Raw genomic sequence first — 15,950 nt, 5'->3', positions numbered from 1 at the left:
CCCTCAATCCTCATCCATCTTCAGGGCGGCGATAAACGCCTCCTGCGGGATCTCGACCTTGCCGAACTGGCGCATCCGCTTCTTGCCGGCCTTCTGCTTCTCGAGCAGCTTCTTCTTCCGCGTCGCGTCGCCGCCGTAGCACTTGCTCGTCACGTCCTTGCGCAGGGCGCGGACGGTTTCGCGGGCGATGATCTTGCCGCCGATGGCCGCCTGGATCGGGATGACGAACATATGGGGCGGGATCAGCTCCTTCATCTTCTCGACCATGCCGCGGCCCCGGGTCTCGGCGCGGGCGCGGTGGACCAGCATCGACAGGGCGTCGACGGGCTCGGCGTTGACCAGAATGCTCATCTTCACCAGGTCGCCGACCTTGTAGTCGGTGATCTCGTAGTCGAACGAGGCATAGCCCTTGGAGATGGATTTCAGCCGGTCGTAGAAGTCGAAGACCACTTCGTTGAGCGGCAGCTCATAGACGACGAGGGCGCGCGAGCCGACGTAGGACAGTTCGACCTGTGAACCGCGGCGATCCTGACACAGCTTGATGACGCTGCCGAGGTATTCGTCGGGGGTCAGGATGGTGGCCTTGATCCACGGCTCGGCGATCGACTCGATCTGCATCACGTCGGGCAGGTCGGCCGGATTGTGCAGGTCGATCTCGGTCCCGTCGCGCAGCTGGATCTTGTAGACCACCGAGGGAGCGGTCGCGATCAGGTCGAGGTTGAACTCGCGGGACAGGCGCTCCTGGATGATCTCCAGGTGCAGCAGGCCGAGGAAGCCGCAGCGGAAGCCGAAGCCGAGGGCCGCGCTGGATTCCATCTCATAGGTGAAGGAGGCGTCGTTCAGGCGCAGCTTGCCGATGGCGGCGCGCAGGTCCTCGAAGTCGGCGGCGTCGACCGGGAAGAGGCCGCAGAAGACCACCGACTGGACTTCCTTGAAGCCCTTGAGCGGTTCGGCGGTGGGCTTCTTCTCGTCGGTGATGGTGTCGCCGACGGCGGCGTGGGCCACTTCCTTGATCTGGGCGGTGATGAAGCCGACCTCACCCGGGCCGAGCTGGTCGACCGGGGTATTCTTGGGCAGGAAGACGCCGACGCGATCGACCAGATGGGTCGAGCCGGACTGCATCATCTTGATGCGCTGGCCGGCCTTGAGCACGCCGTCGAAGACACGGACCAGCAGGACGACGCCGAGGTAGGGGTCGTACCAGGCGTCGACCAGCATGGCCTTGAGCGGGGCGTCGAGCTCGCCTTTCGGCGCCGGCAGACGGGTGACGATGGCCTCCAGCACCTCCTCGATGCCGATGCCGGACTTGGCCGAGGCCATGACGGCTTCGGAGGCGTCGATGCCGATGACGTCCTCGATCTGTTGCCGAACGCGGTCCGGCTCGGCCGCCGGCAGGTCGATCTTGTTCAGGACCGGGACAATTTCGTGATTGTTATCAATGGCTTGATAAACATTCGCGAGAGTTTGCGCCTCAACGCCCTGCGACGCATCCACAACCAGCAGCGAGCCCTCGCACGCCGCCAGCGACCGCGACACCTCGTAGGCGAAGTCGACGTGGCCGGGCGTGTCCATCAGGTTCAGGACGTAATCGAGCCCGTCCTGGGCCTTGTAATTCAGGCGCACCGTCTGCGCCTTGATCGTGATCCCCCGCTCCTTCTCGATCTCCATCGAATCCAAAACCTGAGCCGACATTTCGCGTGCGGTCAGGCCGCCGGTGAATTGGATCAGTCGGTCGGACAGCGTGGATTTGCCGTGGTCAATGTGGGCTACCACACTGAAGTTGCGGATGCGGTCGATGGGGGGTGTCGTCATTGTGCGGCGCGGTTAGCATGGAGGGCGTCGGAACGCCAATCTCCGGCTGCACGGCGGGCTCGGGCGCCCTGATCTGAAACCGGTTCCGGCACGGATTACAATCCGTTAATGGCGAAGCTGTTGTTTGAGAACGGCCCGCGAACGCGGTATGGCGGGTGAACCCGGAACGTCACGCCGACGTTCTCGCCTCGCTTCCCCCGGGCGGGCGCTTATCGACAGGACGACTGAACCATGGCCCTCACGACCATGACCCGGACCCGCAGCGCCTTTGCGGGGGCCGCCCTGATTTCAACCCTGGCCCTGTTGGCGGCCTGCGGCGGGGGCAAGGAAGATGCGGCCAAGAAGGCGCAGCAGGAACAGGCGGCGGCCGGCCAGACGGTGACGGCGGCGACCGCGACCCAGACCAGCCTGCGCCGCAAGGTCTCGGCCTCGGGCAGCGTCTCGGCCTGGGAAGAGGTGCCGGTCGGCGCCGAGACCGGCGGGCTGACGGCGGTCGGCCTCTATGTCGACGAAGGCTCCTACGTCCGTCAGGGCCAGCCCCTGGTGCAGATGAACGACGTCCTGCTGCGCGCCCAGTTGCGTCAGCAGCAGGCCGCGGTCCAGACGGCCGAGGCCAACGTGGCCCGCGATGACGCCGCCCTGTCGCGCGCGCAGCAGCTGAAGGAAAAGGGCTTCCTCAGCCAGGCTTCGCTCGACACCGCCCTGGCCAACCAGCGCGCCTCGGCGGCCAATCTGGCCTCGGCCCGGGCGGCCCTGTCGGAGACCCAGACCCGCGTCAACCAGGCCACCATCCGAGCGCCCGTCTCGGGCCTGATCATCAGCCGCAGCGTCACCAAGGGCCAGATCATCTCGGCCGGAACCGAGCTTTTCCGCATGGTCCGCGACGGCCGTCTGGAGCTGGACGCCCAGGTGCCCGAGACCGAACTGCCGCTGGTCCGCGCCGGCCAGGGCGCGGTGGTGACCTCCGAACAGGCCAATGGCCCGGTCAACGGCAGCGTGCGCATCGTCACGCCCCAGGTCGACGCCCAGACCCGCCTCGGCATCGCCCGCGTCACCCTGAGCCCGGGCAGCGGCCTGCGTCCGGGCATGTTCGCCCGCGCCGAGATCGACGTCGGCGACGCCCCGGCCCTGACCATCCCAGCCTCGGCCGTGGTGTTCCGCGAAGGCAAGCCCGGCGTCTATCTGATCGCGGCCAACAACACGGTGCGCTTCACCCCGGTCATCACCGGCGAACGCTCGGGCCAGACGGTGGTCATCGCCTCGGGGCTCCAGCCCGGAGCGCGGGTCGTGGTCCAGGGCGCCGGCTTCCTCGGCGACGGCGACCATGTGACGGTCAGCACGGCGCCCGCCCCTGCTCCCGCCGCCCCGACCGCCCGCTAAGGACCCCCGGCCATGGGCTTCCAGAACATCTCTTCCTGGGCGATCAAGAACCCGATCCCCATCGTGCTCATGTTCATCGTCCTGACGGTGGCGGGGCTGACCAGCTACTTCAAGCTCAGGACCAACAACTTCCCCGATATCGACCTGCCGGTCGTGGCGGTGACGGTGATCCAGTCGGGCGCGGCCCCGACCGAGATGGAGACCCAGGTCACCCGTCTGGTCGAGGACTCGGTCGCGGGCCTCGGCCAGGTCAAGCACATCCAGTCGGTCGTCAATGAGGGCGTCTCCACGACCTCGATCGAGTTCCAGCTGGGCGTGAACCTCGAGAAGGCCACCAACGACGTGCGCAACGCCGTCGCCGGGGTGCGCCAAAACCTGCCCGCCGACGTGCTGGAGCCTATCGTCCAGCGCATCGAGTTCAGCGCCATTCCCTTTGCCAACTACGTCGTGCGCGCCCCGGGCATGAGCCCCGAGGAGCTCAGCTGGTTCGTCGACAACACCGTGGCCAAACGCCTGCTGTCGGTGAAGGGCGTTAGCCAGATCAGCCGCGACGGCGGCGTCAGCCGCGAGATCCGCATCAAGCTGGATCCCGATCGTCTGGAGGCCGCCGGCGTCACCGCCGCGGCCGTGTCCAATCAGTTGCGCGCCCAGAACATCAACCTGCCCGGCGGGCGGGGCGAACTGGGCGGCGCCGAACAGGCCATCCGCACCGTCGGTTCGGCCAAGACGGTCGAACAGCTGCGCGAGACCCTGATCCCGGTCGGCAGCCGTTCGGTGCGCCTCGGCGACCTGGGCGAGATCACCGATGAATGGTCCGAACAGCGTGGCCGCGCCCGCTTCAACGGCAAGGAGGTCGTCGGGTTCGGCATCGCCCGCGCCATCGGCTCGTCCGAGGTCGACGTCTATCAACGCACGATGAAGGAGATCGAAGCCCTCGATGGCGAGCGGGGCGACGTCACGATCGAACAGGTGGCCAACACCACCGATGACGTGATCAACAATTTCCACGCCTCGGTCGAGGCCCTGCTGCTGGGCGCGCTTCTGGCCATCGCGGTGGTCTTCGTCTTCCTGCGCGACTGGCGCGCGACCCTGATCGCCGCCATCGCCATGCCCCTGTCGCTGATCCCGACCTTCTGGATCATGGACATGGCGGGCCAGTCGCTGAACGTCGTGTCCCTGCTGGCCCTGTCGCTGACCGTGGGCATTCTGGTCGATGACGCCATCGTCGAGATCGAGAACATCGTCCGCCACATCCGCGACGGCAAACCGCCCTATCCGGCCGCCATCGAGGCCGCCGACGAGATCGGCCTGGCCGTCATGGCCACCACCGCGACCCTGGTGGCGGTGTTCGCCCCGACCGGCTTTATGCCCGGCATCGTCGGCCAGTTCTTCGTCAGCTTCGCCATCGCGGCCTGTGTGAGCGTCCTGTTCTCACTGCTGGTCGCCCGGACCCTGACCCCGCTGATGGGCGCCTATCTGCTCAAGCGCGACCAGGGCAAGGAGCACAAGGATCCGTTCTGGATGCCGCCCTATCTGCGGGCGCTGGAATGGGCGCTGGGCGATCGCGGCAAGGCGGTTCCCGCAGGCGCCGCGCCGAGCGTTGCGGCACAGTCGACGAGCCCCGATTTCGACCTGACCCGACCCGCGCGCAAGCCGCCCTTCCTGAGGCGCGTCCGCGCCCGCTTCTGCGATCACCGCCTGTGGGTGATGGGCATGGGACTGCTGTTCTTCATCTTCTCGATCGGATTGGCCATGAGCCTTCCCGGCGAGTTCATCCCGGTCGAGGACCAGTCCCGCTCCAGCCTGACCATTCAGCTGCCGCCCGGCACGACGCTGGACGAGACCGACGCCGCCGTGCAGCGGATCAACACCGAGCTGATGAAACGGCCCGAGGTGGAATCCGTCTATTCCTCGATCGGTTCGGCGACCGTCAGCTTCGGTCCCGGCGGCGGCTCCGGCGCGGGCGAGGTCCGCAAGGCCAATCTGACCGTCAATCTGGTGCCGCGCGGCAAGCGCAAGATGAGCCAGCAGCAGTTCGAGAAGGACTTCGGCCCGACCCTGCGTCAGACGCCGGGCGCCCGGGTCCAGTTCGGCGCCTCGGGCAACGGCGCGGGCATCATGCAGGTCGCCCTGGTCAGCGACAATCCGGCGGCGCTGGAACCCGCCGCGGCGCGTCTGGAGCGCGAGATGCGCGGCGTTGAGGGTCTGTCCAACGTCGTCTCCTCCTCGGCTCTCGTTCGGCCCGAACTCCTGATCACGCCCAAGGCCGATGTCGCCGCCCTGCAAGGCGTCTCGACCCAGGACATCAGCCAGGTGGCGCGCGTCGCCACCCTGGGCGACGCCGATCAGCTGCTGCCCAAGTTCAACCTCGGCGACCGCCAGGTGCCGATCCGGGTCATGCTGACCGAGGAATCCCGCACCCAGCTCGGCGTGCTGGAAAACCTGAAGGTGCCGACCGCCTCGGGCGCCGTGGTGCCCCTGTCGGCCGTCGCGGACATAAGCTTCGGCGCCGGTCCCAACCAGATCGACCGTCTGGACCGGCTGCGCGTCGCCAATATCTCGGCCGAGACCTCGGGCACGACCCTGAGCGTCGCGACCAAGGCGATCAATGAACTGCCGGCGATGAAGGAACTGCCCCAGGGCGTGCGTCAGCAACTGACGGGCGACGCGGAGTCCAACGCCGAACTGGGCGCGGGCTTCGCCTTCGCCATCTTCACCGGCATCCTCTTGATGTACGTCGTGCTGGTGCTGCTGTTCGGCAGCTTCTTCCACCCGATCACCATCCTGGCGGCCCTGCCGGTGTCGTTCGGCGGCGCCTTCTTCGCCCTGCTGATCACCGGCAAGTCGATGTCCATGCCCGCCCTGATCGGCATCATCATGCTGACCGGGATCGCGGCCAAGAACTCGATCCTGCTGGTCGATTACGCCATCATGGCCATGCGCGGCGGCATGCCCAAGCGCGAGGCCCTGATCGACGCCGCCCACAAGCGGGCCCGGCCGATCATCATGACCACCTTCGCCATGGGTCTGGGGATGTTGCCCATCGCCGCCGCCGTCGGTGAGGGCACGGCCTTCCGCTCGCCCATGGCCATCGCGGTCATCGGCGGCCTGATCACCTCGACCGCGCTCAGCCTGCTGTTCGTGCCGGTGGTGTTCAGCCTGATCGACGGGGTCAAGACCCGGCTGGAGCGCCGCATGGACCGCTGGTTCGGCGGTCAGCACCACCACCATCCCGCGGAAGAGGCGGAAACGCCGGCGGAGTAATGAACTCTCCTCCCTGTTCGCCGCTGGGCGAATGGGGAGGTGGAGGGGACAGCGGCAAGCTCCCCCACCGCTCATCCCGGCGAATGCCGGAATCCAGATCCAGACATCGTGCACGGCGCAAGGACGACGGAAGAGCGAACCTTCAGACGCCCCATGTGAACCTGGATCCCGACATTCGCCGGGATGAGCGGTGGACATGGGCGACTGGCTCAGCCGGCCCTCAGCTGAAATATCGCGTCGCCCCCTCCGTCACGACGCGAAGTCGCGTCGCGCCACCTCTCCATTCGCCCAGCGGCGAACGGGGAGGAATAAAAAAGCCGGCCGGGTTTCCCCGGCCGGCCTCTGAGTTCCGTCCTCTTTTCGGGACGATCAGTATTTGACCTTGAAGGTCACCCCGTAGGTGCGGGGCTGGCCGAGGTAGGCGTCGTAGGTCGCCGTATCGAGGGCCGGGTTGTAGTAGGTGCCCGCATAGGCGCCCGTGGTCTGGACCGACGACTGGAAGGCGGTGCCTTGCAGCGGAGCGGCGTAACCGACCTGGATGTATTCCTTGTCGGTCAGGTTCTGACCCCACAGTTCGAAGGTCCAGCGATCGTCTTCCGAACCGAAGGTGATGCGGCCGTTGACCAGCGTCATGGCGTCCTGCTGCTTGTAGGGCAGAAGGTCGGAGCCGGTGTTGTACTCGCTGGTGTATTTGGCCGTCAGGCTGGCGCCCAGACGCAGGCCGTGACCGATCGAGCGCTCGAAGTTGGCCGAGGCGGTGCCCGACCATTCCGGCGCGAACGACGGGGTGCGGCCCGGCAGCAGCGACAGCTGCGGGAAGTTGGCCGGGTTGGCCAGGTCCGTGTTGATGAAGTTGCCGTATTTGGCGTCCGTATAGGTCAGGCCGCTGGACAGGCTCAGGCCCTCGATCGGGGTGAACCACAGGAAGTCGGCGTCGAAGCCGCGGCTCTTCAGCTCGGGGATCGATTCCACCACGAAGGCGGTGCCGAGGAAGGTGTTCAGCTGGAAGTCGGTGACCTTCTGGTCGAAGTAGCTGACGTTGAACAGCACCTTGCGGTCGAACAGGGTCGCCTTGAAGCCGGCTTCGTAGTTGTCGACCAGTTCCGAGGGGAAGAAGGTCGAGGCCAGCGGCGTCGTGCCGTTCTGAACGCGGTCGAGGTTGTAGCCGAAGCTCTTGTAGCCGCGCGCATAGGACACATAGGTCATCAGCGAGGGGTTGAAGCGATAGGCGGCCTTGACCGTGCCGCTGAACTCGCCGTCGCTCTCTTCCTGGTGGGTGGCGCGGTCCTGGAAGGCGCTGTTGGCCCAGGGCAGGCACATGGTGCCGAGAACCGACGAACCGGCGGCGCCCAGGACGCCGATGACGACGCCCGCATTGGCCAGGGCCGCGTTACAGGTGTTGGAGTTGCCGTTCTGATTGGTCTGCAGCGCATCCATCGACTTGGAGTCGTAGGTGTAGCGCAGGCCGACGGTGATATCGAACTTGTCGGTGACGTGGAAGGTGTCGTTGGTGAACAGCGCCAGCGAGTCCGAGTCCTGGCTGTACTGGTCGCGGACGCCCTGGCCGACGATATAGCCGATACCGCCGCCCGAGACGGCGCCGCCGGTGCCCAGGCACTGCTGCAGGCCGAGCGCCGTCTGGCCGACGCGGGTGAAGCAGCCGATGTCGTTGGTGCTGACGGGGAAGGCCGGAACCGCGCGGTTCAGGTTGGCCGACAGCAGGAAGGACAGGAAGGGCGTGTAGTCGGCGCCAAAGATATAGCTGTCGGTGCGGTCGATGTGCTCACGCGTGGCGAAGGCGCCGACCAGCCAGTCCAGCCTGTCGTTCTGGCCGGCCAGACGGACTTCCTGGGTGATGTTGCCGACCCGATAGCCATAGTCGCCGTCCGGGTTGCGGTACAGGATGTCGGCGCCGGTGTAGTCGATGTCCTGGCCGTTGACCGAGTCCCACTGACGCCACGAGGTGACGGTGGTCAGGGTCGCGCCGCCGAAGGCGTTCAGGTCGAAATTGCCTTCCGCCGAAATGCCGCGGTCGGTGATTTCCTGCTCGGTGCCGCGGTTGGCGAAGCCGGTGCGCGAGAAGGGCAGGCCCGAGAAGGTGGCGTTCGGCGGGCGCTGGCCGGTGCCGGTCGAGAGGGCGTCGACGAACGGATAGGTTTGGCCGGTGCGGACCTGGGTGCCCGTGCAGCAGTATTCATCGCGGCTGGAGTAGTCGGCGATGATCCGGATCGAGGCGTTGTCGTTGGGCAGGATCAGCAGCTGGCCGCGGGCGGTCCAGAAGTCCTGGTTCTGGTCGTCGGTCTGGCTGCGCGGACCGTCGCCGGTGTCGACCGGGTTGAAGCCGTCACGCGTGCGCTTGGCGGCGTACAGGCGGAAGGCGACCTGGTCGTTGATCGGGCCGGTGACCGAGCCCGAGGCGCCCAGGGCGTTGAAATTGCCCCAGGTCAGTTCGGCGTTGTAGCCGGGCGTGAAGGAGGGGGCCTCGGTGATGATGTTGACCACGCCGGCCGAGGTGTTCTTGCCGAACAGGGTGCCCTGCGGGCCCTTCAGGACCTCGATGCGCTCCAGTTCGCCGAGGTCGCCGAAGCCGACGCCGTTGCGCGAGCGATAGACGCCGTCGATCACGACGCCGACCGAGCTTTCCAGACCGGGGTTGTCGCCGACGGTGCCGACGCCGCGGATGCGGACCGTGGTCGAGGCTTCCGAGGTGGTCGAGGTCACGGTCATGCCGGGCGTCAGGATCTGCAGATCCTTGATGTCCTTCACGCCGGCGTTGTTCAGGGCTTCCTGGTTCAGCGACGTGACCACGATCGGCACGTCCTGCAGGCTTTGCTCACGCTTCTGGGCGGTGACGATGATGTCGTCGACCGAGGCGGCCGGACCGTCCTGATCCTGGGCGGAGGCGATCCCGGCGAAGCCGAAGACGGCGGCACCGACGACGGCGGCGGACGTGGTGGTGCGAAGAATTTGCGTCAGACGCATAGGGCGGCTCCCGGCTCAAATGGCGCGACAGCCCGCTTTGGGGACAGCCGCGGCGTTTCCTGTTCCCGATCCTCGCCCTCTTTACGGGACGATGGAGTCTTGAACCCTTGGCCTAGTCCAAGCCGGGTAAAGCAACAAGCAGCTGTGGCCTCGCCGCGCCGCCTTTCAGGCGAATTTCATCTCGCAAGCCAGTGTCGTGTGACGCAAAAGCGACAAATATCCATGACGCTAGGTCAATATTCAGATCGCCTTATGCAGTATCCCCGTCGATTTCGGCCAAAACCTTGCGTGACGTAAAGTTGGCGGCCGACAGCACCAGGGCGCCGACCAGGGCCGAGAGCAGGGAGCCCCCCAGCACGCCGAGCTTGACCTCCACCTGCTCGGGAGAATCAACCGCGCCGGGAAAGGCCAGGGCGCCGATGAACAGGCTCATGGTGAAGCCGACCCCGCACAGCAGGCTGACGCCATAGACCTGCAGCCAGGTCGCGTCGGTGGGGCGGGCGCCGATCTTCAGCTTCGCTGCCAGCCAGGCCGCGCCGAACACCCCGATCTGCTTGCCGAGGAACAGGCCGAGCGCGATCCCCAGCACCAGAGGCGCCGCCGCCTGTTCCAGCGACAGGCCGGCGAAGGAGACACCCGCCTTGGCGAAGGCGAACAGGGGCAGGACCAGCCAGGAGACGTAAGGGTGCAGGTCGTGCATCGCCTCCTTCAGCGGGCTCTGATGATCCTCCAGACGCGGCTTGATCGGCACGATCAGAGCGAAGGCCACGGCGGTCAGGGAGGTGCTGATCCCGGCTTCGATGGTCAGGCACCAGACCGCGAAGAAACCCATGACCCAATAGGGCGCCGGGATGCGTCGGACCCCCGACCAGATGGCCCCGGTCGCGAGGACGACCAGCACGCCCAGCAGAGGGATCAGCTGCACGCCCGAACTGAACAGAGCCGCGATCAGGGCGATGGCGCCGAGGTCGTCGACGATGGCCAGGGTCAGGAGGAAGACCCTGAGCGACGACGGCAGGTTCTTGCCGACCAGGGCGAAGACAGCGAGGGCGAAGGCGATGTCGGTGGCGAGCGGCACGGGCCAGCCCGCATGCGGACCGCCCAGAACCCCGGCGACGGCCAGATAGACCAGGGCCGGAGCGACCATGCCGCCGATCGCGGCCACTACCGGCGTCGCCAGCTTCCTGGGATCGCTGAGTTCTCCCTTCAGGATCTCGTATTTGATCTCCAGCCCGACCACGAGGAAGAAGACCGCCATCAGCCCTTCCTTGATCCAGTTGGAGACCGTCTCCTCGATCCGCAGCGGACCGATCTGGAGGACGTGATAGCTCTTCAGCCAGTGGAAATAGCCGTCCGCCCAGGGCGAGTTGGCGACGACCAGGGCCGCGACGGCGGCGAGCCCGAGGGCGGCGCCCGAAGCCGTCTCGGTCTTGAGGAAATCGAGTGTGAATCTGCGCGCCACGGCGGCCTCCGGTCAAAGGGGTCTGTTCCGTGGCGCCAGGTTATCGACGGACGCCGGACCGGATGCTTCCGCCCCTGAAAACCGAAGCGGGGGCGACGCCGGCCTGACCCGCGCGGCGGGCCTGATGTCTGGGGACACCCTAACGTTCCCGGAGCGCGGCGCCAATCGACCCGCTACGTGATCAGGACCCGATCACGGCGCGGCGAGAAAATCTTCCAGAACGGAGACGAAGGCGTCCGGCCGCTCCAGGTAGATGAAGTGTCCGCCACCCGGCATGACCAGTCGTCGAGCGCCGGGAATGAGCGCCTCCAGGGCCCCCGCGTGGGCGTGAACGTCGGGCATATCGATCTCGCCCGTGACGATCAGGGTCGGGGCGGAAAGATCCTTCAGCCGCCCCAGCACCCCCTCGCCGCTCCGCATCATCCGGCCCGCGCCGAAATTGCCGGGGTGCGCGCCCAGATCGGCGACCACGAAGGCGCGCGCCGCCTCTGCCGAGGGGGTGAGGATGTAGGGGTCGCGAGCCGCCTCCTCCAACCGCCCCCGTGACAGCAGGCCTACCAGGTTCGCGGTGCGCCGCATGAAGTGATCCGTCGGACGGAACCCGCTCACGGCCGGACCGACCAGCACCAGCCCCTTTACCGCATCCGGATGCGCCAGGGCGTATTCCACGGCCACGCCTCCGCCCGCCGAAGAGCCGACGAGTGTGGCGTTCGCCACCCCCGCCGCCTGCAGGACGGCGGCGAGATCGGCGACGGGATCATAAGGCGCCGTCGCGGCCGGAGATGCGCCATATCCGCGCCGATCGTAGCGCACGACTGTGAAAGCGTCGCACAGGCGCGGCCACACCCCGTCCCATGCCGACGAATCCAGGATGCCGTCGTGGATCAGGACCACCGTCTTGGGCCCGTCGCCGCAGGCTTCATAAGCAACCTGACTGCCCTCGACCGGCGCGAAGCGGGTTTCCGCGACCGCGCCGGAGGCCGTGAACAACAGGCAGCCGGCCGCGATCGCCCAGACGGGCGCTGAAAGCAGTCTCATGGGATGTCTCCGGGTTGGTGCGCCGTCAGCCGGCGCGTTTGAACGCGATGGGCGGATGTTCGGTGACGTCGTCGGGGCGGTATTCGAGGATGTCGCCCGGCTGGCAGTCCAGGTAGATGCAGATGGCCGCGAGGGTCTCGAACTTCATGCCCTTGACCTTGCCGGACTTGAGCAGGGACAGATTGGCTTCGGTGATGCCGATGGCGCGGGCCAGGACGTTGGAGCGAACCTTGCGGCGCGCCAGGACGACGTCGAGACGAAGCACGATGGGCATCAGACGAAGGCCTTTCGATCTTCCTCGATCTCACGCCCCACCCGCATGACCTGACCGATCACGAAGACCAGCAAGCCCAGGATAAAGGCCTGAAAACTGGCCATATGGGCCCAGTTCCTGTCGATCTCATAACCGGTCGCGCTGAGGAACAGATGGCAGAGCAGCGGTGACACTGCATAGGCGCACAACCACCCGCCGATCTGGCTGAAGCTGCGCCCGTTTTCGGGTTCGAAGACCTTCCCGCGAGCGTAGAGGCCAAACAGCGTCCTCACACTCCAGAACAGCATGATGATCGGAGTGGCGCGCACGATCCCGACCAGACAATAGACCAGACGGTGAACCAGCGGCAGCGACCCGAAGGCGGTGGAATTGGCGGGACCGCCGCCGATATAGGCGTTGTCGGGGCCGATCCTCACCAGTTCGCCCTTGTAGAAGACCATGGTCGCCAGCGCGGTCGCGAGGAGGACGACCGCCAGGCCCAGCAGGCCGGTGAACAGCCAGACCAGAACGCGGCTGCCGAGGCGGACCCGGCGCTGGGCGTCGGTCTCCTCAGGGACGAGCAGCTCGGCGCGCGGCTTCAGGGTGATGACAGCGGTCATGACGGCCTCCTTAGCCAAGACATGGAATCGAAATTATTTTCTGTCAAACGATATGTTAGGGGCCGCCGGGTGCTTCCCCATACTTCTGAAGAATTGAGGCTCTTCCCGGCCGAACGCCGCCCAGACATATCGACGGCGCTTCGCCATTGCGTCCGTTCCCGCCAGCGTCCATCTGCACCCCATGCCCGTGACCTCCGCCTATCGCCCCGACCCGCGCTTCTTCGATCTGGGCGCCGAGTTCGGCGATCCGGTTCGGGCGGCGGACTTTCCCGAGACCCGGCTGCGCTATCGCAATCAGCGGGCGGCGACCTCGGTCGGGCTGGAGGGGCTGACGGAGGCAGAATGGATCGCGGCCTTCGGCCGGTTCCAGCCCCTGACCGGCCAGCCGGGGCCGCTGGCCATGCGCTATCACGGGCATCAGTTCCGCACCTACAATCCCGATCTCGGCGACGGGCGCGGGTTTCTGGCGGGACAGCTGCGCGACGACCGCGACCGGTTACTTGACCTCGGAACGAAGGGCTCGGGCACGACGCCCTGGTCGCGCGCCGGCGACGGGCGACTGACGCTGAAGGGCGGGGTGCGCGAGGTGCTGGCCGCGACCATGCTGGAAAGCCTCGGCGTCCCGACCTCCAAGGCCCTGAGCCTGATCGAGACCGGCGAGGCGCTCGAACGCGGCGACGAACCCTCCCCTACCCGCTCGGCGGTTCTGGTCCGGCTGCAGCACAGCCATGTCCGCTTCGGGACCTTCCAGCGCGCGGCGTATTTCCAGCGCGCCGACCTGATCGAACAGCTGGTCGAGCATGTCCGCGCCCTCTACCACTCCGAGGTCGCCGAGGGTGATGCGCCCGGCCTGCTGGCCGCCATCGTCGAGGCCTCGGCCCGGCTGACGGCGCGGTGGATCGCGGCGGGCTTCGTCCACGGGGTGCTCAACACCGACAATCTGAACGTCACGGGCGAGAGCTTCGACTACGGCCCCTGGCGCTTCCTGCCCTCGTATCAGCCAGGCTTCACCGCCGCCTATTTCGACCAGACCGGCCTCTATGCCTTCGCGCGCCAGCCCGAGGCGGTGTTCTGGAATCTGACCCAGCTGGCCGGGTGTCTGAAACTGGTCGCCGACGCCGGACCGCTGACCGACGTGCTGAACGGCTTCGGCCCCGCCTATATCCGACACCTGCGCGCCGCCTTCCTGATGCGGCTGGGGGTGAAGTCGCTGGGCGAGGCGGCGGATCAGCGGCTGACCGACACCACCCTGGCGTTGCTGCGCGAAGGCGGTCAAACGCCCGGCAGTCCGTTGCGTTGGGAGCCGCTCTTCTTCGACTGGTTCGCCGGCTTCAGCTCCTCGGCCCGGGCGCTCGCGGGTCCTCGCGCCGGCGTCTATCAGGGTGAGGCCTTCGACGCCTTCCGCTTCGCCCTGTTCGAGCACGAGCCGGACCGGCCCGAACGGCTGGAGCATCCGATGTTCGCCGCGCGGGAGCCGGAGGAGATGCTGATAGACGAGGTCGAGACCCTTTGGGCCGACATCGCCATGGGCGCCAACTGGACCGCCTTCGAGACGAAACTGGCTCGGCTGGAAACGGCGCGGCAGGCCTGGGATTTCGCTGAACCGTAGCGCTTTCCGTATGAGGGCCGATCCGTACGGCGGCATAAAGCCCACATTACGAATCCTTATGCATACTGTCACGGTTCGGCCCCGGAGAGGGTCGATGAAGCCGCCTGTTCAGTAAGCGTACGACGGGATCGAGACCGATTTTCGGCCTTCCATCTGTCGCCTGAAACACACGTTGATCGGCTAAGTCATCAGCTGATGTCTACGGCTGATGACATTTGTCGGTATCTGCGCCATATACCCCTTGCGCAACGGGGGCGGCGATCCGATATCGCAACTGTTGCAGATTACCCAGTACGCCTCCCTGTACGCTTCCTCTCCGTTTCCTCCCCCATTCTTCTCCCCCTCAGGTCCCGCTATGGCCGCTACGTTCACGCCTGCCTCCGTCACCCGTCCCCTGACCGCGCGCGATCGCACGGCCGCGACCTATCGCAACCTCGCGCTCTGGACCCTGCAGGGCTGGATCGCGATGTTCTTCATCGCCGCCGGCTACGCCAAGATCACCGAGCCGATGGCCAATCTGGTCGCCCTGATGAACTGGCCGGCCCTGGTCAGCGAAAGCTTCGTGCGCGGCCTAGGCATCGCCGAGATCGTCCTGGCCCTCGGCGTCCTCGCGCCCCTCGCCTCCTGGACCATCGGCCGCCCGATCCTGATGGTCGCCGCCGCGGGTCTGGTCACGCTGGAGACCGTCATGCTGGGTGTCCACGCCTGGGGCATGGATATCAGCCTGGCCCTGGTCAATGTCTTCCTGCTGGCGATCACGATCCCGGTTCTGCTGGGTCGCCGCGCCCGCTGACGCCTGCGGACCGGCAACGGTCCGAGCAGAATTTCACCTGATCCCAATCGCGCGCCCACTTCCGGCGCCAGACGAACGGTTTGCCGCAGGAGACGCAGGTCTTCTGCGGCAGATCGCGTTTTGATACGCCTGCAAAGGAGAGATGGTCATCGTTGACGTGCTTTCGCGCCATCGCTGCGAAAAACCTTCCCTTTACGTGCGCGTCAAGTTATGACGCTTCCCATGTCGACCGCCGACGATCATCGCACCTATTCCATTCGCCAGCTGTGCCGCGAGTTCGGGGCCACGGCGCGCGCCTTGCGCTTCTATGAAGACAAGGGGCTGCTGACCCCCGCGCGCAAGGGCCAGACCCGCGTCTATGACGCCCGCGACCGCGCCCGGCTCAAGCTGATCCTGAGGGGACGCCGCATCGGCTTCACCCTGCAGGAGATCCAGGACATGCTGGATCTGTACGACCGCAACGACGGCAACATCCATCAGATGGCCATCGCCCTGCGTCGCCACCGGGCCCAGATCGAGGCCCTGAAGCAGCAGCGCGAGGACCTGGACGGCGCCATCGAAATGGCCGAGGCCGCCTGTGCGGCCATGGAAGAGCGGCTGAAGAACATCCGCCCCGACCTTCTGCCGGGCGCCGAGGAGTACGAGTCCATCGTCTCGGCGCGGATCGACCACGACCACCACCACTCCGACTTCGCGGGCCACCCCGCGCGTCACCCCTTCAAAGCAAGAGTGTAATC

The 15,950-nt window shown here is 66.5% G+C and carries 12 protein-coding genes; 5 read left to right on the top strand and 7 right to left on the bottom strand.

Annotated elements, in window-relative coordinates; all coding sequences use genetic code 11:
- Nucleotides 1–3: 3 nt before the first annotated feature.
- Nucleotides 4–1,812 carry a translation elongation factor 4 gene (gene lepA, locus IFJ75_RS19375; protein ID WP_207870495.1) on the bottom strand — a complete coding sequence of 603 codons (1,809 nt, stop codon included), beginning with the start codon at nt 1,810–1,812 and terminating at the stop codon, nt 4–6.
- A gap of 231 nt (nt 1,813–2,043) precedes the next feature.
- Between lepA and IFJ75_RS19370 the strand changes: the two genes are divergently transcribed.
- Both IFJ75_RS19370 and IFJ75_RS19365 read left to right on the top strand, forming a co-directional pair.
- Nucleotides 2,044–3,192 carry an efflux RND transporter periplasmic adaptor subunit gene (locus IFJ75_RS19370; RefSeq protein WP_225896912.1) on the top strand — a complete coding sequence of 383 codons (1,149 nt, stop codon included), beginning with the start codon at nt 2,044–2,046 and terminating at the stop codon, nt 3,190–3,192.
- 12 nt (nt 3,193–3,204) lie between these two features.
- Nucleotides 3,205–6,456, top strand: coding sequence for an efflux RND transporter permease subunit (locus IFJ75_RS19365; protein ID WP_207870494.1), 3,252 nt, complete (start codon nt 3,205–3,207; stop codon nt 6,454–6,456).
- Nucleotides 6,457–6,825: 369 nt separating this feature from the next.
- On the opposite strand, the gene IFJ75_RS19360 is transcribed toward IFJ75_RS19365, so the two are convergent.
- The 5 genes from IFJ75_RS19360 to IFJ75_RS19340 all read right to left on the bottom strand — a co-directional run bounded on the left by IFJ75_RS19360 (nt 6,826) and on the right by IFJ75_RS19340 (nt 12,811).
- The gene (locus IFJ75_RS19360) at nt 6,826–9,438 is read right to left on the bottom strand and encodes a TonB-dependent receptor (RefSeq protein WP_207870493.1); all 2,613 of its coding nucleotides are present in this window, start codon (nt 9,436–9,438) and stop codon (nt 6,826–6,828) included.
- Between the two features lie 250 nt (nt 9,439–9,688).
- A complete protein-coding gene (gene nhaA, locus IFJ75_RS19355) occupies nt 9,689–10,900 on the bottom strand; it encodes a Na+/H+ antiporter NhaA (RefSeq protein ID WP_207870492.1) in 1,212 nt (403 codons plus the stop codon).
- A gap of 192 nt (nt 10,901–11,092) precedes the next feature.
- Entirely contained in the window at nt 11,093–11,938 is an 846-nt protein-coding gene (locus IFJ75_RS19350) for an alpha/beta fold hydrolase (protein WP_207870491.1), read from the bottom strand.
- A 25-nt stretch (nt 11,939–11,963) separates the two neighbouring features.
- The gene (locus tag IFJ75_RS19345; RefSeq protein WP_207870490.1) at nt 11,964–12,212 is read right to left on the bottom strand and encodes a helix-turn-helix domain-containing protein; all 249 of its coding nucleotides are present in this window, start codon (nt 12,210–12,212) and stop codon (nt 11,964–11,966) included.
- The gene (locus IFJ75_RS19340; RefSeq protein WP_207870489.1) at nt 12,212–12,811 is read right to left on the bottom strand and encodes a DUF2975 domain-containing protein; all 600 of its coding nucleotides are present in this window, start codon (nt 12,809–12,811) and stop codon (nt 12,212–12,214) included. Before IFJ75_RS19340 ends, IFJ75_RS19345 begins: the two co-directional genes overlap by 1 nt.
- Before the next feature lie 181 nt (nt 12,812–12,992).
- Between IFJ75_RS19340 and IFJ75_RS19335 the strand changes: the two genes are divergently transcribed.
- Both IFJ75_RS19335 and IFJ75_RS19330 read left to right on the top strand, forming a co-directional pair.
- Nucleotides 12,993–14,420, top strand: coding sequence for a protein adenylyltransferase SelO family protein (locus tag IFJ75_RS19335; protein ID WP_207870488.1), 1,428 nt, complete (start codon nt 12,993–12,995; stop codon nt 14,418–14,420).
- 355 nt (nt 14,421–14,775) lie between these two features.
- The gene (locus tag IFJ75_RS19330) at nt 14,776–15,213 is read left to right on the top strand and encodes a DoxX family protein (protein WP_207870487.1); all 438 of its coding nucleotides are present in this window, start codon (nt 14,776–14,778) and stop codon (nt 15,211–15,213) included.
- On the opposite strand, the gene IFJ75_RS19325 is transcribed toward IFJ75_RS19330, so the two are convergent.
- A complete protein-coding gene (locus tag IFJ75_RS19325) occupies nt 15,176–15,385 on the bottom strand; it encodes a DUF2256 domain-containing protein (protein ID WP_207870486.1) in 210 nt (69 codons plus the stop codon). The two genes, IFJ75_RS19330 and IFJ75_RS19325, sit on opposite strands and share 38 nt — an antisense overlap.
- Before the next feature lie 50 nt (nt 15,386–15,435).
- Here IFJ75_RS19325 and IFJ75_RS19320 point away from each other — a divergent pair, with 50 nt between their 5' ends.
- The gene (locus tag IFJ75_RS19320; RefSeq protein WP_207870485.1) at nt 15,436–15,948 is read left to right on the top strand and encodes a MerR family transcriptional regulator; all 513 of its coding nucleotides are present in this window, start codon (nt 15,436–15,438) and stop codon (nt 15,946–15,948) included.
- Nucleotides 15,949–15,950 lie beyond the last annotated feature (2 nt).

The sequence above is a fragment of the Brevundimonas goettingensis genome (assembly GCF_017487405.1).
GTDB lineage: Bacteria > Pseudomonadota > Alphaproteobacteria > Caulobacterales > Caulobacteraceae > Brevundimonas > Brevundimonas goettingensis.
This window is presented reverse-complemented; position numbering and strand designations above follow the sequence as displayed.

Excerpts from the sequence above, each read along its gene's own strand:
- lepA (WP_207870495.1), bottom strand. The coding sequence starts at position 1,812 with ATGACGACACCCCCCATCGACCGCATCCGCAACTTCAGTGTGGTAGCC.
- IFJ75_RS19370 (WP_225896912.1), top strand. The coding sequence starts at position 2,044 with ATGGCCCTCACGACCATGACCCGGACCCGCAGCGCCTTTGCGGGGGCC.
- IFJ75_RS19365 (WP_207870494.1), top strand. The coding sequence starts at position 3,205 with ATGGGCTTCCAGAACATCTCTTCCTGGGCGATCAAGAACCCGATCCCC.
- IFJ75_RS19360 (WP_207870493.1), bottom strand. The coding sequence starts at position 9,438 with ATGCGTCTGACGCAAATTCTTCGCACCACCACGTCCGCCGCCGTCGTC.
- IFJ75_RS19350 (WP_207870491.1), bottom strand. The coding sequence starts at position 11,938 with ATGAGACTGCTTTCAGCGCCCGTCTGGGCGATCGCGGCCGGCTGCCTG.
- IFJ75_RS19345 (WP_207870490.1), bottom strand. The coding sequence starts at position 12,212 with ATGCCCATCGTGCTTCGTCTCGACGTCGTCCTGGCGCGCCGCAAGGTT.
- IFJ75_RS19340 (WP_207870489.1), bottom strand. The coding sequence starts at position 12,811 with ATGACCGCTGTCATCACCCTGAAGCCGCGCGCCGAGCTGCTCGTCCCT.
- IFJ75_RS19335 (WP_207870488.1), top strand. The coding sequence starts at position 12,993 with ATGCCCGTGACCTCCGCCTATCGCCCCGACCCGCGCTTCTTCGATCTG.
- IFJ75_RS19330 (WP_207870487.1), top strand. The coding sequence starts at position 14,776 with ATGGCCGCTACGTTCACGCCTGCCTCCGTCACCCGTCCCCTGACCGCG.
- IFJ75_RS19325 (WP_207870486.1), bottom strand. The coding sequence starts at position 15,385 with ATGGCGCGAAAGCACGTCAACGATGACCATCTCTCCTTTGCAGGCGTA.
- IFJ75_RS19320 (WP_207870485.1), top strand. The coding sequence starts at position 15,436 with ATGTCGACCGCCGACGATCATCGCACCTATTCCATTCGCCAGCTGTGC.